17 protein-coding genes and 1 riboswitch are annotated in these 18,922 nt (G+C 66.2%); of the genes, 13 read left to right on the forward strand and 4 right to left on the reverse strand.

What is annotated here, in order from left to right; translation table 11 throughout:
* Positions 1 to 386: 386 nt before the first annotated feature.
* On the reverse strand, positions 387 to 2,279 hold the full coding sequence (gene glsA / locus QNO08_RS03725) for a glutaminase A (protein ID WP_229964571.1): 1,893 nt from the start codon (positions 2,277 to 2,279) through the stop codon (positions 387 to 389).
* A 214-nt stretch (positions 2,280 to 2,493) separates the two neighbouring features.
* On the opposite strand from glsA, the gene QNO08_RS03730 reads away from it, so the two are divergent.
* A complete protein-coding gene (locus QNO08_RS03730) occupies positions 2,494 to 2,697 on the forward strand; it encodes a cold-shock protein (RefSeq protein ID WP_104055094.1) in 204 nt (67 codons plus the stop codon).
* A 99-nt stretch (positions 2,698 to 2,796) separates the two neighbouring features.
* On the opposite strand, the gene QNO08_RS03735 is transcribed toward QNO08_RS03730, so the two are convergent.
* The 3 genes from QNO08_RS03735 to QNO08_RS03745 are packed head-to-tail and all read right to left on the reverse strand — an operon-like array spanning position 2,797 to position 6,694.
* Positions 2,797 to 4,605 carry an ABC transporter permease gene (locus tag QNO08_RS03735; protein WP_229964572.1) on the reverse strand — a complete coding sequence of 603 codons (1,809 nt, stop codon included), beginning with the start codon at positions 4,603 to 4,605 and terminating at the stop codon, positions 2,797 to 2,799.
* Positions 4,606 to 4,616: 11 nt separating this feature from the next.
* Positions 4,617 to 5,630 (reverse strand): ABC transporter ATP-binding protein, encoded by a 1,014-nt coding sequence (locus QNO08_RS03740; protein ID WP_229964573.1) that lies wholly within the window; start codon positions 5,628 to 5,630, stop codon positions 4,617 to 4,619.
* Positions 5,631 to 5,641: 11 nt separating this feature from the next.
* Complete coding sequence (locus QNO08_RS03745; protein WP_229964574.1) at positions 5,642 to 6,694, reverse strand: extracellular solute-binding protein; 1,053 nt, start codon at positions 6,692 to 6,694, stop codon at positions 5,642 to 5,644.
* A gap of 215 nt (positions 6,695 to 6,909) precedes the next feature.
* Between QNO08_RS03745 and QNO08_RS03750 the strand changes: the two genes are divergently transcribed.
* The 12 genes from QNO08_RS03750 to QNO08_RS03805 all read left to right on the forward strand — a co-directional run bounded on the left by QNO08_RS03750 (position 6,910) and on the right by QNO08_RS03805 (position 18,875).
* Positions 6,910 to 8,451 carry an ABC transporter substrate-binding protein gene (locus QNO08_RS03750; protein ID WP_229964575.1) on the forward strand — a complete coding sequence of 514 codons (1,542 nt, stop codon included), beginning with the start codon at positions 6,910 to 6,912 and terminating at the stop codon, positions 8,449 to 8,451.
* A 6-nt stretch (positions 8,452 to 8,457) separates the two neighbouring features.
* Positions 8,458 to 9,405 carry an ABC transporter permease gene (locus tag QNO08_RS03755; RefSeq protein WP_229964576.1) on the forward strand — a complete coding sequence of 316 codons (948 nt, stop codon included), beginning with the start codon at positions 8,458 to 8,460 and terminating at the stop codon, positions 9,403 to 9,405.
* Positions 9,402 to 10,226, forward strand: coding sequence for an ABC transporter permease (locus QNO08_RS03760; RefSeq protein ID WP_229964577.1), 825 nt, complete (start codon positions 9,402 to 9,404; stop codon positions 10,224 to 10,226). Before QNO08_RS03755 ends, QNO08_RS03760 begins: the two co-directional genes overlap by 4 nt.
* Entirely contained in the window at positions 10,226 to 12,049 is a 1,824-nt protein-coding gene (locus tag QNO08_RS03765; RefSeq protein ID WP_229964578.1) for a dipeptide ABC transporter ATP-binding protein, read from the forward strand. Before QNO08_RS03760 ends, QNO08_RS03765 begins: the two co-directional genes overlap by 1 nt.
* A gap of 67 nt (positions 12,050 to 12,116) precedes the next feature.
* A riboswitch (SAM riboswitch) is annotated at positions 12,117 to 12,240 on the forward strand.
* Positions 12,241 to 12,270: 30 nt separating this feature from the next.
* Positions 12,271 to 12,450 (forward strand): hypothetical protein, encoded by a 180-nt coding sequence (locus QNO08_RS03770; RefSeq protein WP_229964579.1) that lies wholly within the window; start codon positions 12,271 to 12,273, stop codon positions 12,448 to 12,450.
* Complete coding sequence (locus tag QNO08_RS03775; RefSeq protein ID WP_229964580.1) at positions 12,447 to 12,866, forward strand: PIN domain-containing protein; 420 nt, start codon at positions 12,447 to 12,449, stop codon at positions 12,864 to 12,866. Before QNO08_RS03770 ends, QNO08_RS03775 begins: the two co-directional genes overlap by 4 nt.
* Before the next feature lie 104 nt (positions 12,867 to 12,970).
* Positions 12,971 to 14,272, forward strand: a complete 1,302-nt coding sequence (locus tag QNO08_RS03780; protein WP_229964581.1) for an Nramp family divalent metal transporter — start codon at positions 12,971 to 12,973, stop codon at positions 14,270 to 14,272.
* 195 nt (positions 14,273 to 14,467) lie between these two features.
* On the forward strand, positions 14,468 to 15,862 hold the full coding sequence (locus QNO08_RS03785) for a serine/threonine-protein kinase (protein WP_269439118.1): 1,395 nt from the start codon (positions 14,468 to 14,470) through the stop codon (positions 15,860 to 15,862).
* The gene (locus QNO08_RS03790; protein WP_229964583.1) at positions 15,859 to 16,212 is read left to right on the forward strand and encodes a hypothetical protein; all 354 of its coding nucleotides are present in this window, start codon (positions 15,859 to 15,861) and stop codon (positions 16,210 to 16,212) included. The genes QNO08_RS03785 and QNO08_RS03790 overlap by 4 nt, the downstream gene beginning before the upstream one ends.
* Positions 16,213 to 16,246: 34 nt before the next feature.
* On the forward strand, positions 16,247 to 16,657 hold the full coding sequence (locus QNO08_RS03795; RefSeq protein ID WP_229964584.1) for a YchJ family protein: 411 nt from the start codon (positions 16,247 to 16,249) through the stop codon (positions 16,655 to 16,657).
* Between the two features lie 73 nt (positions 16,658 to 16,730).
* Positions 16,731 to 17,786, forward strand: coding sequence for a zinc-dependent alcohol dehydrogenase family protein (locus tag QNO08_RS03800; protein WP_229964585.1), 1,056 nt, complete (start codon positions 16,731 to 16,733; stop codon positions 17,784 to 17,786).
* A gap of 72 nt (positions 17,787 to 17,858) precedes the next feature.
* A complete protein-coding gene (locus tag QNO08_RS03805) occupies positions 17,859 to 18,875 on the forward strand; it encodes a zinc-binding dehydrogenase (RefSeq protein WP_229964586.1) in 1,017 nt (338 codons plus the stop codon).
* Positions 18,876 to 18,922 lie beyond the last annotated feature (47 nt).

Raw genomic sequence — 18,922 nt, forward strand, 5'->3', positions numbered from 1 at the left:
TCCCAAAACGGCTACGGAATCCCGAAATGGCAGCCGAATCCGGAAACGGCGGGAGAAACAGGCTGGTCCAGATCCGGTCAACCCAAGCCAGGACCGCCCGGTAGCGGTAATTCGGCCAGTTGTTCCGCCGCGACCCCTGCGCGCCGCACTGGTTCCCACTGTTTGACCACTCCTGGGGCTGGTGGGGTCACGAGAGTGCACATCTGCCACAAAGGGTGGGAACCCGTGTGCCAGCAGGCCCAAAAGCACCCGGAATGACCCAGGAACCGCCAGAACCCCTCCCGGCAGGGGGGGAGCACGGAGGTGCCCCGCCCCCGGCCGGGTTCCCTAGGGGTCAGCCCCGTGCCCCGGCACGTTCCACGGGGACCAGCCGCGTCCCCCGAGGATCAGTCGCGGGCCCGCAGGGCGCTTTCCCGAATGTACTGCTCCACCCGCGTGTAGGCGTCCCGGGTGAGCGCCTTCCACAGCTCCATCGCCAGCCGTGGGTTCTCCTCCTCCAGAGACTCCATCGCGTCGGCGGTCAGGACCTTGAGCCGGACCTCGCCGGCCGCCTTCACCGTTGTTTCCTGCCGCTTATCCGTGCCCAGGGCCATTTCGCCGAAGGTCATGCCGGGGCCGAGGGTGGTGAGCTTGATCCGTGAACCGTCCGGCGCGGGCATGGATGTGGCAATCGTGCCCGAGACGATGAAGAACACCCCGCCGAACCGCTGCCCGACCCGTCGGACCAGGTCACCGTCTTCGTAGACCAGGTCTTCCATCCGTTCCTGGACCGCCTGCGCATCCTCCGGGTCGAGATGGCTCAGGACCGGCGAATCGACGGGTTCCATGATGTCCGGCATGACCAGCTCGGATCCGTAGGCATCAATGAGCTGCGTCTCGCAGTGTTCGACGGCGGCATTGCGGGTCGCGAAGGACGGCACCTCCCAGCCCCGCTTCGCCAGCTCATCGGTGACCGTTCCTTCGCCATCGACCAGCACCAATCCGCGGCCGCTCTCGACCAGCATCTCCGCGGACTCGGCGAACAGGCGGAGCGCCACCTCGGACACCTCGTCGACGCTGCGCAGATCCAGGACCACGACTTCGACGTCGTCGTCCAGCTGGGAAAGCGCCCGCACCACCGATTCCGCCCCGGCGAAGAGCAGATCTCCGTTGAGCTCCAGGACTTGCGCGCGGTGGCCGTGGCTGCGGAGCACTTCAACGGCTTCATCGGTGCGCCGGATGCCTGAGGGTGCGGCAGTGATGTCGTAGACGTTGCGGATGGCGGAGCGGCCGGTGCGGGCTGCCCGGACGAAATGCAGCTGCATGTCGTGGGAGATCCGCTGGCTGGTGGCGACGCCGCGGACACTGGAGCCGTGCGCGTCCAGCGGGGGAGAGTACACGGCAAGGCCCACCTGCCCGGGCAGGACGGCGATGGTTCCGCCGCCAACCCCGGATTTGGCCGGCATGCCGACACTGGAAAGCCAGGCGCCGGCGTCGTCGTACATGCCGCAGGTGGCCATCACTGACAGGACGCGTTCCACGGAGGCAATGTCCAGGACCTGGTCGTCGGTGATCGGATTGCGGCCGCTGTTGGCCAGGGTGGCCGCCATCCGGGCGAGGTCCAGCGCGTTGACCATGACCGAGCACTGGCGGAAGTAGTCCTTGATGACCGGTGTGGGATCGGATTCGATGATGTCGAAGGACCGCAGGAGATAGGCCAGGGCATGGTTGCGGTGGCCGGACTTGAGCTCGGACCGATAGATCCGTTCGCTCACGGACAGCTGGCGGCCGGCGAAGGCCGAATAGGTGTTCAGGATCCGGTTGAAGCGGGTGATGCCGCCGGAGCCGCGCACCAGGGAAGTGGCGGTAAGGGCCCCCGCGTTGATCATGGCGTTGGCCGGGCGTCCGGTTCCTTCGGCCAGGGACATCTCGTTGAAGGAATCTCCGGAGGGCTCAACGTCGACTTTGGCGTCCACGGCTTCCATGCCGCGGTCCGCCAGTGCCAGCCCGTAGGTGAAGGGCTTGGAGATGGACTGGATGCTGAATTCCTCCCGGGTGTCGCCAATCTCATAGACGTACCCGTCGGCCGTTGCCAGCGCGATGCCGAAATTATCCGGGTTTACGTTGGCCATGGCCGGAATGCTGCTGTACGGCTTGCCATCCTTCAGCTCCGCGATCTCCGCGTGGATTTGTTGAAGGTAGGTGTCGATGGGGGAGGACATGGGGGGAAGACCGGGGGAGGAGGCTGCGGCAGGCTCATGGGATGAACCCGAAGCGGCGGAAACGGTGGTGGAACGCATACCTCAAGCCTAACGAGTAGTGCGGGCACTGAGGGTGCCCCCCTGAAGGGGCCCTGTGTATACTGGACCCAGTTGTAGCGTTGGGCATCTTGTGTTCAAGCGGCGAAACCCAAATCAGGGGCAAGCCGCTTTTTCTGTCAGGTGCCACTTTCCGGCGCCGCAGCGTGAAACTCCCCGAAGGTCGGGGGTGGTTTCTTTAGAAGGATGATTAAAAATGGCAACAGGTACCGTGAAATGGTTCAACTCCGAAAAGGGCTTCGGCTTCATCGAGCCCGATGACGGAAGCGCCGACGTTTTCGCTCACTACTCCGCTATCAACTCGAGTGGCTACCGCTCGCTTGAAGAGAACCAGAAGGTTAGCTTCGACACCGAGCAGGGCCCCAAGGGTCCCCAGGCCGTAAACATCCAGGCCCTCTAAATCTATTTTTAGGTTCCTCCGGGAATCGGCTTGAATAAGAAGCAGGACGGGAAGTGATTCCCGTCCTGCTTCTGCGTTAACGGTGCCGCGGGCTGCGCCCTACAGTCGGGTGAGCCTGGCGTCGTCATCGGGCGCCGCCGCCTCGCGGGGCGCCTGAGCTGCCGGCTGCTCCGGAACCTCCGGCAGGACCACGGCCCGGCGGCGCTTCTTGCTCTTCACCGACCGCCCGTAGACCAGATACATGGTCGCCCCCATGATGATCATCAGCAGGACGGTGTAGACGAAGGTCAGGGCCATGGCGTCGCTGATGTTCTCGCCCTGGGTGCTGTTCTTGATGACGATGCCCAGTGGTTCGTACAGGGGATGGTAGAGAAACACGGCCGTGTCGTAGTCATCCAGGAGGCTGTTGAAGTTCAGCGCGGTGATGGCCGCCGCCGCCGGAAGCACAATGGGCAGCAGCACCCGCCGGAAGGTGTAGAGCGACTTCGCCCCGAGGATCGACGCTGCGTCCTCAAGGGAATCGCTGACCGAATAGAACGCAGCCTTGAGCATGCGCAGCGTGAATGGAATCTTGATGATGATGTAGGCGGCCAGCAGCACCCACGCGGTCCCGGTCAGCACCTGACCGCCAAGGAACGCCGACGGCCGGTCGAAGGTCATGATCAGGCCCAGCGCAATGAGCGTCGAGGGCAGGATCCAGGGAATGTGCAGCAGGTACTCCGCGGCCGTCGTGATCGGATTCCGGTACTTCTGCACCATCCGGGCCACAAACAGCAGACCGCCGACGACGACGACCGCCGCCACCGCGCTGTAGGCCACGCTGACGGCGAACGGCCGGAAGGCGGACTCGTCGGTGAACACGGTGAGGTAGTTGTCCAGCGTGAAACGATCCCAGGCGAGCGTGGCCGAGGAGATGCTGGCGGTGTCGGTGAAGGAGAAGAGGACGATCAGCAGGATCGGCAGCGAGTACACCAGGAACAGTGCGTAGGCGGCAATGTGAACCAGGACGTTGGCCACCGGGTTTTCGATCTTTTGCTTTTGCATCCCGGCGGAGACCTTGGAGACGGAGAAATACGTGCCGCCCCGTTCCACCCGGCTCATGATGGCGAGCATCACCACTGTGGCCAGGCCCAGGATCAGGGCCAGTAGCGCTGCGATGTCTCGGGAAGTCGAGCTGCCCGAGAAGGTCAGGATCATCGGGCTGATGGTCTGGAAGTTCTCCCCGCCCAGCACCTGCGGTGCGGTCAGGGCGCTAAGCCCGCCCAGGAACACCAGGATGGTGATCGCGAACAGCATGGGCCGCATCATGGGCAGCACGATCCGCCAGAGGATCCGCAGCGTGGAGGCCCCCATATTCCGGGCCGCCTCGATGGTCTGGTAGTCCACTTTGCTCAGGGCCGACGAGAGGAACAGCATGTGGTTGGAGGTCGTGGAGAACGTCATGACGAACACCACTGCGAAGAACCCGCTGAACCAGCCCGGATCCAGTCCCGGGAACCACCCCAGGAGCAGGTTAGTGACAAAGCCGTTCTGGCCGTAGATGAATTTGTACCCGGCGACCAGGACAATCCCGCCATAGATCAGCGTGGTGGCGTACCCGAGCCACAGGATCCGGGCACCCTTGATGTCGAAGTACTGGGTGACCAGGACAATGAAAATACCCACGGCATTGACGGAAACGGACAGGACCACGGCGAGGATGAAGCTGTTGGTCAGGGACTTCATTGCCCGGTCCGAGCTCAGCAGTTTCTCGACCGCCCGTCCGGAGAACTCGCCCTTGGGAAAGAACGTCTCAGTCAGGAGGTTGATGTTGGGCAGGATCAGGAAGGTGCTGATGAACCACACCAGCACGAGGGAGGTCACCACCACCAGCGGGGAGCGCAGCATGCTCTTGACGGATGTTTTCATCTGCTCGGAGCCTAGTACTGCAGAACGTTCGCGGGATCGATGAACAGATCGGCGCTGTCGCCCACATCCATCCGGGTCAGCCCGTTCTCGGTGACGAGGGCCTTGATCCGGTTCTGGCCCGTGGTCACCGTGTAGCGCGAATGCATGCCGTGATAGCTGCGGGCAGACACCACGCCGTTGAGCTTCACCGCCCCGGGGCTGGCGGTCACGGGATCCAGGGACACCTTTTCCACCCGGAGGTAGGAGCTTTTTGCCGGATCCAGGGCCGCAGGGGAGCGTTCGTTCAGGCGGTGCACCAGCTCGGCATCCAGGATGTTGATGTCTCCGATGAAGTTGCAGACAAATTCCGTGGCGGAACGCTCGTAAATTTCCTGTGGCGGCCCGACATGCTCGACCACGCCCTTGTTGAACACTGCGATCCGGTCGGACATGGTGAGGGCTTCGTCCTGGTCGTGGGTGACGTAGACCGTGGTGATGCCGAACTGGCTCTGCAGGTCCTTGAGCTGGCTGCGCAGCTGGACGCGCAGCTTGGCGTCCAGGTTGGAGAGCGGTTCATCCAGCAGCAGGATTTTCGGTTTGAGCACCAGGGCGCGGGCAATGGCGACGCGCTGTTGCTGGCCGCCGGAAAGCTCCGAGACGTTCTTTTGCAGCTGTTCGTCGCTCAGTTCCATCTGACCGGCGATCTCGGTGACGAGCCGGGCGGTGTCGGTCTTGGAGTCCTTGCGCACCTTCAGGCCAAAAGCGATGTTTTCCCAGACATTCATGCTGGGGAACAGTGCATAGTTCTGGAACACCATGCCGATGCTGCGCTTGTCGCTGGAAAGGTGGGTGACGCGCTTTCCGTCCACAAACACGTCTCCGCGGCTGGGACTGATAAACCCGGCGAGCGTGCGCAGCGCCGTGGTCTTTCCGCAGCCCGAAGGGCCCAGGAGGGTGAAAAACTCACCCTCCTGAATCTCCAGGTCGAGCTGGGGAATGGCGACGAAATCGTCGAACGAAACCTCAATGTTGTCGTACCGGATCATCATTTTTCCTGTCAGGGCATGTATTCGAGTTCGATTTTTTCCACCCACGCGGAGATATTGTCCCGAACGAACAACCAGTCCATCTCCTGCGGGGGAATCGCCTCATAGGCCTCGAGCACTTCGGGATCGGTCATTTCCAGCGCCTTTTGGTTGGCCGGAAGGCTGGCGAACTCGGCGGCAAAGGCACCCTGCGTTTCGCCGCTGCCGAACCAGTCGATGAACCGCTCCGCCTCGGTCTGCGTATCCGTGCCCTTGATGATGCCCACCTGCTCCACGGCGTACGGGACCCCGACCTCCGGGGCCATGACGCCGGCGTCGATGCCGTACTGCGCTTCGCGGGCAGGAAGGCCGCTGATGGTCATCTGCCCCATGTCCACGGTGCCCGCGGCCATGCGGGCAAAGAGGTCTTCGCCTTCCACGGCCTTGGAGCCGTTTTCGAAGTAGCCGCGGACCTGCTCCCAGCCCTCGTCGGAAATGCCCAGGTCACCGGACTCATCCGGATAGCGGGTCAGGATGCTGGCCATGATGATCTGCTGCGTGGCCCCGGCCAGGGTGCTGACGGATTCGTAGCGTCCCTTGTACTGCTCGTCGGTCCACAGGTCGGTCCAGTCTTCGGGTGCGTCGGCTTCCGGAACGGCCGCGGTGTTGTAGGCCAGCACGATGCCCTGCTGCACGATCGGCCAGAAGGTTTCGCCGTCGCCCAGGCCCTCATCAACGTCACCGGACCACTCGGGCGTGTAGGGCTCCAGCAGGTCTTCGGCCTTGATCTGTTCGAAGTACATGTTGTTCAGCCCGAAGACGACGTCGGCCACCGGGTTGCCGCCCTCGGCGATGATGCGGTTGGTCAGGTCTCCGCCGCCGAGCCCGACGATCTCCAGGTTGAAGCCCGCTGCCGTGGCCTGCTCCTTGAGCCAGTCACCCTTTCCGTCCGAGTCGGAGTTGGTGTAAACCACCAGCGTGGCCCCTTCGGAACCGCCTTCGTTACTGGAGCCGGCGGAAGAATCGCCGCATCCGGTGAGCAGCAGCGCTGCTGCCAGTCCGGCCCCGATGAATTTTTTACGCACGTCGTCGTGTCCTTTCAGTCCCCCCGGCCAAGCGCCGCGATGGCCTGAACCTATCCCCGATGTGCCGGTTCTGCAATCACCGACATTGGCGGGGCGGCCGAGCGAAATTTCCGCTCTGTTCCCACGCGCGTCCATACTATGTAAGACAACATTTGGCGCCGGCCTCTGCCCGGCGCCCTCCGGGCTCGGCCCGGCCCCACTGATGGAGAACCCCGATGCGCCGTATTCCTGCCCGCTCGCCGGCGGCTGCCCTGCTGCTGGCGGCCGCGCTGACGCTCAGCGCCTGTTCTGCCGGGTCCGGCGGGTCCTCGGCCCCCGATGCCGGCGGCAGCGGCAGCGGAGAAAACAGCGGCACCACCGGCGTCGTCGTCGCGCTGACCGGGGAACCGGCGAACCTTGACTTCACCACCACCGCCGGCGCGGCCATTCCGCAGGCGCTGATGGCCAATGTGTACGAGGGGCTGGTGGAAATCGACCAGGACGGAACGGTCCAGCCCCTGCTGGCATCCTCCTGGGACATCAGCGAGGACCGCACCACCTACACCTTCACCCTGCAGCCGGACGTGACGTTCAACAACGGTGCGGCGTTCACCGCCGAGGACGTGAAGTTCAGCTTGGAGCGCGTGAAGTCGGACTGGCTCTCCTCCCTGAAAACCAAGATGGACGTCGTGGAGTCCGTCACCGTGCTCAGCGACACCGAGGTGCAGGTGCAGCTCTCGCGCCCCTCCAACGCCTGGCTGTTCGATCTCGGCACCCCCGTGGGCGCCATGTTCGACGCAAGCGGCGTCGCGGACCTGGCCTCCACCGCCGTCGGCACCGGACCCTTCACCATCGAGGCCTGGAACCGCGGGGAGTCCATCGACTTCGCGGCGCGCCCGGACTACTGGGGGACCGCGCCCAAGGTGGACACCGCGACGCTGCGCTACTTCGCCGACGCCGTCGCCACCACCAACGCGCTGCGCTCCGGGGACGTGGACGTGGTCTACAACATGCAGGCCCCCGAGCTGCTGCCGACCTTCGACGGCGACGACGGGTTCCAGGTCCTGGAGGGCACCTCCAACGGCGAAATCGTCCTGTCCATGAACAACGCCCGCGCGCCCTTCAACGACATCCGCGTCCGGCAGGCAGTGCTGCACGCCGTGGACCGGCAGGCCGTGTTGGACACCGCGTGGAGCGGCTACGGCACATTGGTGGGCGCGCCGGTGCCGCCCACCGACCCCTATTACGAGGACCTCAACAACACCTACCCCTACGATCCGGAGAAGGCCCGCGCGCTTCTGGCCGAGGCCGGCGCCGAGAACCTGGACATCACGTTCACCGTTCCCACCCGGCCCTACGCCACCGCCGTGTCCGAGATCGTGGTCTCCCAGTTGGCCGAGGTGGGCATCAACGCCACCATCGAATCCGCTGAGTTCCCGGCCGTCTGGCTGGACCGGGTCTTCACCCGGCACGACTACGACATGTCGGTGGTCCTGGCCGTGGAGAGCCGCGATGTGCTGACCATGTTCAACAACCCGGACTACTACCTCGGCTACGACAATGCCCGGATCAAGGACACCGCCGCAGCCGCGGACGCCGCCGACGAGGCAGGATACGTCTCCGGCATGCAGGAGGTGGTGCGCACGATCAACGACGACGCCGCCGCCAACGTCTTGTTCCTGTTCCCCAATATTGTGGTGGCCAAGGCCGGCGTCACCGGCCTTCCCGCAAACTCGGTCACGGAGGCGCTGGATCTGGGCGCCGTGGGCTGGCAGTAGCCCAACGTGGGAATCCGCCTGCTGATCAACGCGGCACGGTTTGTGCTGACCTTCCTGGCAGCCACCGTTGCCGTGTTCTTCTTCATGCGCGCCATCCCCGGGGACCCGGCGCAGATTGCGCTCGGCGTCAACGCCACCCCGGAGCTGCTGGAGCAGACCCGCCGCGAATTCGGCACCGATCGCCCGCTCCCGGTGCAGTACTTTGACTGGGTGTCCGGCCTGCTCCGCGGGGATTTCGGCACCTCATACATCACCCGGACCGACATCAGCCCGCTGGTCCTGGACCGGTTGCAGGTCTCGCTGATCCTGGTCGGCCTGGCCATGGCGGCGGCCCTGCTGATTGCCGTGCCGTTCGGCACGCTGGCCGCACTGCGGCACCGCAAACCCAGCGGCGTGCTGCTCAGCGGCCTGAGCCAGCTGGGTGTTGCGGTGCCGGGCTTCCTGGCCGCGATCATGCTGGTGGTGGTGTTCGCCGTCGGGCTGGGCTGGTTCCCGGCCAACGGCTGGACCCCGCCCGGCGTGGACTTCGCCGATTTCCTGCACCGGGTCACCCTGCCGGTGCTCGCCCTGGCCTCGGTGCAGGGTGCGGTCCTGACCCGCTACGTCCGCTCCGCCGTGCTGGAAGTGCTGAACGAGGACTATCTGCGCACCGCCCGCGCCAAGGGCCTGGGCAAGCTCGAAGCCCTGGTTCGGCACGGGCTGCGCAACGCCGCGGTGCCGGTGCTGACCGTGGCCAGCGTGCAGCTGGCGGCGCTGATCATCGGCGCCGTCGTCATTGAACGCGTCTTCGTCATCCCCGGCCTGGGCTCCATGCTGCTGGACGCGGTGGGCAACCGGGACCTGCTCACCGTGCAGTCGGTTGTGATGGTGCTGGTGGCCCTGACCCTGATCATCAACCTGCTGGTCGACGTGCTCTACACCATCGTGGATCCCCGGCTCAGGAAGCGCATATGACCGTCCGGAAAATCTCGCCCACCCTGCTCTCCGGCGCCGTCCTGGTTGCCGTGGTGGTGCTGGCCGCCCTGCTGTCCTTTCTCTGGACCCCGTACGACCCGGTGCAGGCGTTCCCCGCGGACCGGCTGCAGGGGTCCAGCGCCGAACATCTGATGGGCACCGACCGCTACGGGCGCGATGTCTTCTCCGGCATCCTGTACGGCGCCCGGATCACCCTGTTTGTCGGGCTGGTGGCGGTCGGCATCGCCGCGCTCATCGGCACCCCGCTGGGCATCCTCGCGGGCATGCGCCGCGGCGCGGTCGAGGAAGTCACCATGCGCGGCGCGGACATCCTGCTGGCGTTCCCGGCGCTGCTGCTGGCGATCATGTTCGGCGCCGTCTTCGGCGCGGGCACGACGACGGCGATGGTCGCCATCGGGATCGGCTCCATCCCGGGCTTCGCCCGTGTCGCCCGGTCCGGAACCCTGCAGGTCATGAGCACCGAGTACGTGCTGGCCGCCCGGGCCGCCAGCCAGCCGGCGCTGCGCATCGCCCGCCGGCATGTGCTGCCCAACATCGCCGGGATGGTGGTGGTGCAGTGCTCGGTCACCTTCGGGCTGGCGGTCCTGGCCGAGGCCGCGCTGTCCTTCCTGGGCCTGGGCACTCCGCCGCCGGTGCCCTCCTGGGGCCGGATGCTGCAGGAATCGCAGCAGTTCCTGGGCACCTATCCGTCCTTGGCGCTCTGGCCCGGCGCGGCCATCGCGGTGGCGGTGCTCGGCTTCAACCTGCTCGGCGACGGGCTGCGGGACCGGTTCGATCCCAAACTGAACGGAGAACGCTGATGGTGCGGCCGCTGCTGGATGTGGCCGGACTGACCGTCGCGGCCCGGGAGAAGGTGCTGGTGCAGGACTTTGCGCTGACCCTGGCCCGCGGCGAGCGGGTGGGCCTGATCGGCGAATCCGGATCCGGCAAGTCCCTGACCGCTGCGGCCCTCATGGGGCTGCTGCCCGAGGGTGTCTCCGCCACCGGCTCCGTGCGGCTGGACGGTGTCGATCACGACCTGATCGGCGCCTCCGACCGGCAGCTGAGCCGGCTGCGCGGCAACCGGCTGGGCATGGTGTTCCAGGAACCCCTGACCGCCCTGAACCCGCTGATGAAGGTTGGGCAGCAGGTCGCCGAGGTGCTCACCCGGCACCGGACCGTGCCCGGACGGGCGGCCGCGGCGCAGCGCAGTGTGGACCTGCTGGGCTCCGTGCAGCTGCCGGATCCGGCCGAGGCCGCGCGGGCCTATCCGCACCAGCTCTCCGGCGGGCAGCGGCAACGGGTTCTGCTGGCCATGGCACTGGCCAACGATCCCGACCTGCTGATTTGCGACGAGCCCACCACCGCCCTGGACGTGAGCGTGCAGCGCCAGATGCTGGAGCTGATATCCGACGGCGTCGCGCGCCGGGGAAGCGGACTGCTGTTCATCACCCATGACCTGGCCGTGGCCGCGAGCATCTGCGACCGCATCCTGGTGATGCGCAGCGGGACCCTGGTGGAACAGGGCGCCACAGACGAGGTGTTTTCCCGGCCGCAGCATCCCTATACCCGGGGGCTGCTGGCCGCCTCGGACCTGACCGCGACGGACGGCAACGGCCGGCTGTTCACAGTGGCCACCGCAGCCGGCTATACGCCGGCGGCCGCCCGGGCCACGCCGCCGGCTGCCCGGGCCACGCCGCCGGCGCCCTCCGCCGACCAGGCGCCCGCTGCCGACCAGTTGCCGGCCGCCGAACCGGCACGAGCCGCGGAACCCGCGCCGGCCGCCGTCGAACGCATCCCGACGCCGGACGAGGCGCCGGCCAGCCCGCTGATCCGGGTCCGGGACCTGACCCGCATCTACCGCCGCCAGCGCAGCTCGCTCTTCCGGCCGCCCGCCGAGGTGCACGCGCTGCGGGACGTTTCCTTCGATGTAGCCGCCGGGCAGCGGTTCGGTGTGGTGGGGGAGTCCGGCTCGGGCAAGTCCACCCTGCTGCGCATCCTTGCCGGGCTGGACCTGCCGTCGTCGGGCAGCGTGACGGTCGCCGGCAACGAGGTGGCCGGCTCCCGGGAGGGACAGCTGCGGGACCTGCGCCGCGAGCTGCAGATCGTGTTCCAGGATCCGATGGGGTCCCTGAACCCGCGGATGCGGGTGGGCGACATCATCGCCGAACCGCTGCTGCTGCCCGGCGTGCCCGTGCCCGCGCGCCACCATGCCGGGGCGGTGGCGCAGATGCTCGCCGCCGTCGGCTTGCCGCAGGAGGCCGCGGACCGGTTCCCGCACCAGTTCTCCGGCGGCCAGCGGCAGCGCATTGCCATTGCCCGCGCGCTGATCTGCGAACCGCGGATCCTGGTGGCCGATGAGCCGGTCAGCGCGCTGGACGTCTCGGTGCGGGCCCAGGTGCTGAACCTGCTCTCCGACCTCGTGGACAAATACCAGCTCACCCTGGTGTTTGTCTCCCACGACCTGGGCGTCGTGCGGCACCTGTGCGACACGGTGGCCGTCATGCACCGCGGCCGGATCGTGGAGACCGGTCCCACCGAGCAGATCTACGCCGCACCCGCACACGAGTACACGAAGACCCTTGTGGCGTCGTCGCTCTCGCTGCATGACGGGGAGCGGATGCGGGCTGCGGCCACGCCGTAGCCGGGGCAGAGGACACACGGGGCAACACGCGCCGACGGCGGGCAAAGCTGGTTATACTTCCAAACAGCTTCAAGAACTGCGGCCGCCAAGCTCCGACTTGGCCGCATACCAACCCCACGCTCGTTGGGTGGTTCGGATGAAGAAGTGGCCTGCACTCGCCTTCGGGCAACCGGTGCGGGCAAGAGCACGCCGAAAGGACCGGCGCACGCCGCCGTATTCTCATGGACAACTTCCCAGCGCCCCTCACCGGCTCACAGTTACTCAACGGCTCACAGCACTCCAACCCTCCGGAGCCGCAGCCGGCCCTGCAGGCAGTGTCGCTGCACGACTATGAACTGCTGGTGACCACCCGTGCCTCCTTTGTGGATTTCCTGCTGGGGAACGGAAGAACCGCGGTATGAACACTTCCTCGGGGCTGCTCCTGGACATTGGAATCCTCACCCGGATCCGCGGCGCCAGCCCGGACCCGGTGATCACGGACTTCCTGGCCCGCAGGCGGCACCAGCGGATGTTCATCTCGGCGTTGAGCCTGTGCGAACTGTCGCCCGCCCGGGACCCGGACAGCGCCGCGGAGGACGGCTGGGTCCGGGAACTGGCCACTCGCTTCGCAGCCAACATCCTGCCCGTGGACCATCACGTTGCGCTCGCGTGCGAACACAACGGTCCCCTCAGCCCGGCCGTCCTTGCGGCAACCGCCCGGCATCACCACTTGACCGTGGTCAGCGCCGATGCTGCCCGCTATGCGGGCCTGGACGTCCGGGTCCTGGATCCGCTGGCGGAGCCGCAGCCGCGCCCGGTTGAACCCGGTGACATCTGATTCCGGACGCGCATGCTCCCCGTGAGAGAATGCATCGACTCTGGTGACCGCGAGCACAGTGGCTTGCGGCTGCCCAAATCTGCGTAGGTAAGGATTTCTGGCTCATGGCCGACAACAGTTCTGTTCCCAGACCACCGGTCGCGCATGCGGACCGGGTGGATGACGACGGCGGTGCTCCCGCGAAATGGAAGGTCGTCGGTCCCGGACTGGTGGTTGCCGCCACCGGCGTGGGCGCTGCCGACATGGTGGCCACCCTCGTCGCCGGTTCCAAATACGGTTACGACCTGCTCTGGGCAGTGATCCTGGGCGTGATCCTCAAGATCATCCTGGTGGAAGGCGCCGGACGCTACACGCTGGCCACCGGCAAGACCATCTTTGAAGGCTGGCGCTCACTCGGCAAGTGGACCACCTGGTACTTCGGTCCGTACATCATGATCTGGGGCTTCGTCTACGGAGCCACCGCCATGTCCTCCGCCGCCTTGCCGCTGGCGGCGCTGTTCCCCGGCATCCCGCTGTGGGCCTTCGCCATCCTCATGGGCCTGGCCGGCTTTGTCATGGTCTGGTTCGGCCGGTATGCGACCTTCGAAAAAATCACGGCCGCGCTGGTCGGCATCATGTTCATTACCGTGGTGGGCCTGGCCATCATCGCCGCGCCCAACTTGCCCGAAATGTTCTCCGGCCTGGTCCCGCGCATCCCCGAGGGGGGCGTGGTCTACACCCTCGCGCTGGCCGGCGGCGTGGGCGGCACCATTACCCTCGCCGCATACGGCTACTGGCTGCGGGAAAAGGGCTGGTACACGCCCAAGTGGATGAAGGTCATGCGCATCGACAACTCGATGGCCTACGTGATGACCGGCATCTTCGTGATCGCCATGCTGATCGTCGGCGCCGAGGTGGTCCGTTCCGCCGGAGTCTCGCTGAGCTCGGGCGACGAGGGCCTGCTGGACCTCTACGACGTCCTGAAGGCCAAATACGGCGACGTCGTTGGCACCGGGTTCCTGGTCGGATTCTGGGCTGCGTCCTTCTCTTCCATCATCGGTGTCTGGAACGGCGTCTCCCTGATGTTCGCCGATTTCTGGGGCAACATGCGCGGCAAGGAATCCGGGCACCCGGACACCCGGATCGGCGGAAAGTACTTCAAGTTCTACATCCTCTGGCTGACCTTCCCGCCGATGCTGCTGTTCCTGCTCGGCAAGCCGATCGGTCTGATCCTGGCCTACGGCGTCCTCGGATCGCTGTTCATGCCGTTCCTGGCCATCACGCTGCTGGGCCTGCTCAACGGGCGCCGGGTCCCCAAGGCCTGGGCGAACAAACTGCACACCAACATCGCTCTGGGAGTCACCGCACTGCTGTTCATCGTGCTCGGCATCCAGCAGCTCGTTGACGCCGTTGTGAAGGCGTTCTAAAGCTCCGCGACTGCCCGGAGAACCCCGGACGCACCACCCGAACTGCCCTGCCGCAACTCCCCATCGCGGCAGGGCAGTTTAGCGCAACGGAAACACTTCCGACAGGCCCTCAACCGGGGCTAAAAAAAGTGCTCACGCCCCATCTACGCCGCGATTCCCCTCAGCTACGCTTGAAGGGCGAGAAGAGGTTGCAGCATGGAAAGTTTCGCGTCAGATGGCCTCAACCGGCTCATTTCAGGGCGTTACCGTCTTATCGAACCCATAGGCCACGGTGGCATGGCCACCGTCTATCGAGGGCAGGACGAAGCACTCGGCCGTGACATCGCCGTGAAGCTCTTCCGGGCCAGCGCAGTCTCTCCGGACGACGTTGACCGCCAGGAAACCGAAATGCGGTTACTGGCGTCCCTTTCCCACCCGGGCCTGGTGACACTTTTTGATGCCGGCAAGGACGACGCTGGCCGCGACGACGGCGAAGCCGGCGAACCCCGTGCCTTTTTGGTCATGGAGCTGGTCGACGGACCCGATCTGCGCAAGCACCTCCGCGACGTCGAGCGCATGTCCCTGGCCGATGCCGCGTACGTCGGTGCTGAGCTGGCCGGGGCGCTGGCCTACATCCACGGCCGCGGGGTCATCCACCGCGACGTCAAGCCGGCCAACATCCTGCTGCCCCCGGTGATCACCGGAACCCTGCCGAGGGCCAAGCTCACCGACTTCGGCATAGCGCGGATGCTCGACGGCGCCCGGATCACCGCGGCCAATGCCACGCTCGGCACGGCCAACTATCTGAGTCCGGAACAGGCCAGCTCACAGGATGTGGGATTCTCCAGCGACATCTATTCCCTGGGGCTGGTGCTGCTGGAAGCCGTCACCGGACGCATCGAGTTCGGCGGCAGCGCCGTTGAGGCAGCGATCGCCCGCCTGAGCCGAAACCCCGAAGTTCCGGATGAGCTCGGAAACTACTGGTGCTCGCTGCTGAAAGCCATGACGGCACGGGACCCCGATCAACGGCCGACGGCGGCGGAAGTCTCGGCAACGCTGCTGGAGTACCGCTGGTCGTCGGCTGAGACGGCGTCGGCCATTCCTTCAACCGGGCAGGGCGGGGGAACGGACACTGCTGACGACGGCGGCGTTCCCACCGGCGGAGTTCGCACCGCAGAGGATCCCCGCATCCCGGGCCGGACGGGTGAGCAGATGCCGGAACAGATGCCGGAACCGGAACCCGACCCCGAAAAGCTGTCCGCTCCCCATGATCCGGCTCCTGCCCGCGTCAAGCTGCCGCAGGGTTCGGCGCGAACGGGCGGCGTGTACCGGGCCGTGTCCCCGCCCCGGTTCCCGCCCCGGGTTGGATCCGGCCGCAAGCGAGCTGCAGCCGCGGCGTCGGTCTCCCCGGGCACCGTGCCGGCGCGGCCCTCGCGCCTGGCGCTGGCGGGGCGGACGCTGCTGGCAGTGGTCGCGATGGCTGTGCTGGCAGCGGCAGTGATGCTGGTCGCCGATCGGATGGGCATCTTCCCGCAGGATCAGGGATACCCCCAGGTTCCCGGGCAGCTCGGACAGCATCTCGAGGAACTGCAGGAGAGCGTCGCGCCATGAGGCACCGGCGGGGCTGGCTGCTTGTGGCTTCGGGAACCGTGATCGCCGTGGCAGCCCTGACGGGATGCGAAGTCTCCAACCTGGGACCGGGGGCAGCCGAGGAGCTGCAGCAGCAGGTTTCGGACGTGAGCGAAGCCGCAGCGGCCGGCAGCTACGAGCAGGCTCTGCAGGCCCTGGACGATCTGACGGCGCGGCTGGACACCGCAACACGGCAGGGGGAGGTGTCGCTCAGCCGCCGGGAACGGATCAGCGATGCCATGGACGCCGTGCGCCTGAGCCTCGAAACCGAGATCGCACGCCACGACGATGCGCCGGCTCCCGGGCCAACGCCCGCTTCGTCGTCCGGCTAGCCGGCGACAGCCGTTAACCGGAGATACTGGAGTCATGACTTCACCAGCCAGTGTTTCCGCCATGCCTGCCCCCGATGACCGCTGTCCCTGCCTGAGCGGTGAGACCTACGGCGGTTGCTGCGGCAAGTATCACTCCGGAGCCGGCACCGCGCCGACGGCCGAAGCACTGATGCGTTCCCGGTATTCGGCCTTTGCCATCGGCGACCGGCAGTACCTGCTGGATACCTGGCACCCCTCGACCCGTCCGGCAGATCTGGAGCTGGACGCAGAACTGCAGTGGCGGCGCCTGGACATTGTGGAAACCTCCGCTGGCGGGCCGCTGGATGACCGCGGCGTCGTACACTTCCGTGCCCACTACCGCTCCGGAGCCGCCCGCGGCGTGCAGGAGGAAACCAGCCGCTTTGTCCGGATCAGCGGAGACTGGCTGTACCTGGACGGGGAATAGCCCGCTGCACTTCCGCTGCCTGCCGCACGCTCCTAGCCTTAACGCACCGAACAAGCGAACAGGCGAGGACATCATGAAAGCACTTGTGTATGAAGGGCCGGGCCAAAAGTCCTGGAAGGACGTTCCGGATCCGAAAATCCAGGAACCCCGCGACGTCATCGTAAAAATCGACACCACTACCATCTGCGGCACCGACCTCCACATCCTGAAGGGTGATGTACCGGCGGTCACACCGGGCAGGATCCTCGGACACGAGGGCGTCGGCACCGTGACCGAAGCCGGGTCGGGCGTGACGTCCTTCAAAGTCGGGGACAAGGTGATTCTCTCCTGTGTCTCGGCGGACGGCTCCTGCAGCTTCTGCAAGGACGGGCTCTACTCGCACTGCACCGGAGATGAAGGACAGTCCGGCATCGGCTGGATCTTCGGCCACCTGATCGACGGCACCCAGGCCGAATACGTGCGCGTTCCCTACGCTGATACGTCCCTGTACCTGCTGCCCGAAAACGTCTCCCAGGAGCACGGCGTCCTGCTCAGCGATATTTTCCCCACCGGCTTCGAGATGGGTGTGCAGTACGGCCAGGTCCAGCCGGGCGATGTCGTCGCAGTGATCGGTGCTGGCCCCGTGGGGCTGGCTGTGATCGCGACCGCGGGACTGTACGGTGCGGCGAAGATCATCGCCGTGGACCTGGACGCCAACCGGGTGGAGCAGGCCCAAAGGTTCGGTGCCACCCACGGCGTGAACTCCGGGGACGGAAATTGGCGCGAACAGATCATGGAGCTGACCGACGGCTGGGGCGTGGACGTCGCGGTGGAAGCCGTGGGCATCCCGAAGACGTTCGAGATGTGCACCCAGATTGTCCGGCCCGGCGGCAACGTGGCCAACGTGGGGGTACACGGGACGCCCGTGAGCCTGGAGCTGGACCGGCTGTGGATTGAGAACATCAACATCAGCATGGGCCTGGTCAACACCAACACCCTCGCGATGCTGCTGAAGCTGATCGCCGAGGGCAAACTGCCGGCCGATGAATTCATCAGCCACCGGTATGCGCTGGACGACATCCTCCAGGCCTACGACACGTTCTCCAAGGCCGCTGAGACCAACGCACTGAAGGTGATCCTCAACGCCTGACCCGCCGTTGAGCGATAATGGTGGGGGCGGCGTGAACACCAGCCGCCCCCATTTTCAGTGAAAGAGGTTCCCATGTCGGCCGGCACCATGCTTGCAGCACGCCTTAATGTCCAGACGAAAGAGTTTGCGCTCCGGGAGGTTCCCATTCCGGATCCGGGTCCCGGCTTCGTCCGGGTCAAGGTGGGCGCCGCCGGGGTGTGCCTCTCCGACGTCCACCTGATCCAGGGCCTGCTGCACCCCCAGTTCCTCGAGGGCAACGAGGTGACGCTCGGCCATGAGGTTGCGGGCACCGTGGACCTGCCGGGTCCCGGCGTCACGTCGGTCGCGGCGGGGGATCGCGTCGTCATTCAGGCGGGCTATGAATACAACGGCGTCACCCTGACCATGGGAGTGGATTACGACGGCGGCTGGGCCGAGTACGTCGTCGTCCCGGCCGGTGTCCTGGTGCCGCTGGGCGACGACATCCCGTTTGACCAGGCCGCGGTCATTCCGGACGCTGTCTCCACCCCCTGGGGAGCCATCACCTCCACCGCCGACGTGCGCGCCGGTGAAGCGGTTGGCGTCTGGGGCATCGGCGGACTGGGCGCCCACGGTGTGCAGCTGCTGCGCCTGATCGGCGCCGCGCCCATCATCGCCGTCGACGTCCTTCCCGAGGCCCGGGCGCGTGCCCTCGAATTCGGCGCAGACTATGCCCTGGATCCGCTGGCCGCAGACTTTTCCGACGCCATGAAGGCAGCCACCGCCGGCAACGGGCTGGACGTCGCCCTGGACTTCGCCGGTGTCGACGCCGTGCGGGCCCAGGCGGTTAAATCCCTGGGACGGCGCGGCCGGCTGGTGCTGGTGGGGCTCAGCGGAACTCCGATCACCATCAGTGACAGCACCGGGTTCTCCTATGCCCGCAAGCAAATCCTGGGCCACTACGGTTCCGAGGCGCACCACGTGCCGCAGCTGGTGCACCTGACCCGGCTGGGCCGGCTGGACTTCACCAAATCGGTCAGCGGACGCCTCCCGCTGAGCGAGGCTGTCCAAGCGGTCAAGCAGCTCGACGCCAAGGAAGGCAACCCGGTCCGTCTGGTGCTCATTCCCTAGCCGTCCCCTGCCCATGCGCGCCGGGCCGGTCTACGCTGGAAAGACCG

The organism is Arthrobacter sp. zg-Y820 (assembly GCF_030142155.1).
Lineage (GTDB): Bacteria > Actinomycetota > Actinomycetes > Actinomycetales > Micrococcaceae > Arthrobacter_B.

Excerpts from the sequence above, each read along its gene's own strand:
- glsA (WP_229964571.1), bottom strand. The coding sequence starts at position 2,279 with ATGCGTTCCACCACCGTTTCCGCCGCTTCGGGTTCATCCCATGAGCCT.
- QNO08_RS03730 (WP_104055094.1), top strand. The coding sequence starts at position 2,494 with ATGGCAACAGGTACCGTGAAATGGTTCAACTCCGAAAAGGGCTTCGGC.
- QNO08_RS03735 (WP_229964572.1), bottom strand. The coding sequence starts at position 4,605 with ATGAAAACATCCGTCAAGAGCATGCTGCGCTCCCCGCTGGTGGTGGTG.
- QNO08_RS03740 (WP_229964573.1), bottom strand. The coding sequence starts at position 5,630 with ATGATCCGGTACGACAACATTGAGGTTTCGTTCGACGATTTCGTCGCC.
- QNO08_RS03750 (WP_229964575.1), top strand. The coding sequence starts at position 6,910 with ATGCGCCGTATTCCTGCCCGCTCGCCGGCGGCTGCCCTGCTGCTGGCG.
- QNO08_RS03760 (WP_229964577.1), top strand. The coding sequence starts at position 9,402 with ATGACCGTCCGGAAAATCTCGCCCACCCTGCTCTCCGGCGCCGTCCTG.
- QNO08_RS03765 (WP_229964578.1), top strand. The coding sequence starts at position 10,226 with ATGGTGCGGCCGCTGCTGGATGTGGCCGGACTGACCGTCGCGGCCCGG.
- QNO08_RS03770 (WP_229964579.1), top strand. The coding sequence starts at position 12,271 with ATGGACAACTTCCCAGCGCCCCTCACCGGCTCACAGTTACTCAACGGC.
- QNO08_RS03775 (WP_229964580.1), top strand. The coding sequence starts at position 12,447 with ATGAACACTTCCTCGGGGCTGCTCCTGGACATTGGAATCCTCACCCGG.
- QNO08_RS03780 (WP_229964581.1), top strand. The coding sequence starts at position 12,971 with ATGGCCGACAACAGTTCTGTTCCCAGACCACCGGTCGCGCATGCGGAC.
- QNO08_RS03785 (WP_269439118.1), top strand. The coding sequence starts at position 14,468 with ATGGAAAGTTTCGCGTCAGATGGCCTCAACCGGCTCATTTCAGGGCGT.
- QNO08_RS03790 (WP_229964583.1), top strand. The coding sequence starts at position 15,859 with ATGAGGCACCGGCGGGGCTGGCTGCTTGTGGCTTCGGGAACCGTGATC.
- QNO08_RS03795 (WP_229964584.1), top strand. The coding sequence starts at position 16,247 with ATGACTTCACCAGCCAGTGTTTCCGCCATGCCTGCCCCCGATGACCGC.
- QNO08_RS03800 (WP_229964585.1), top strand. The coding sequence starts at position 16,731 with ATGAAAGCACTTGTGTATGAAGGGCCGGGCCAAAAGTCCTGGAAGGAC.
- QNO08_RS03805 (WP_229964586.1), top strand. The coding sequence starts at position 17,859 with ATGTCGGCCGGCACCATGCTTGCAGCACGCCTTAATGTCCAGACGAAA.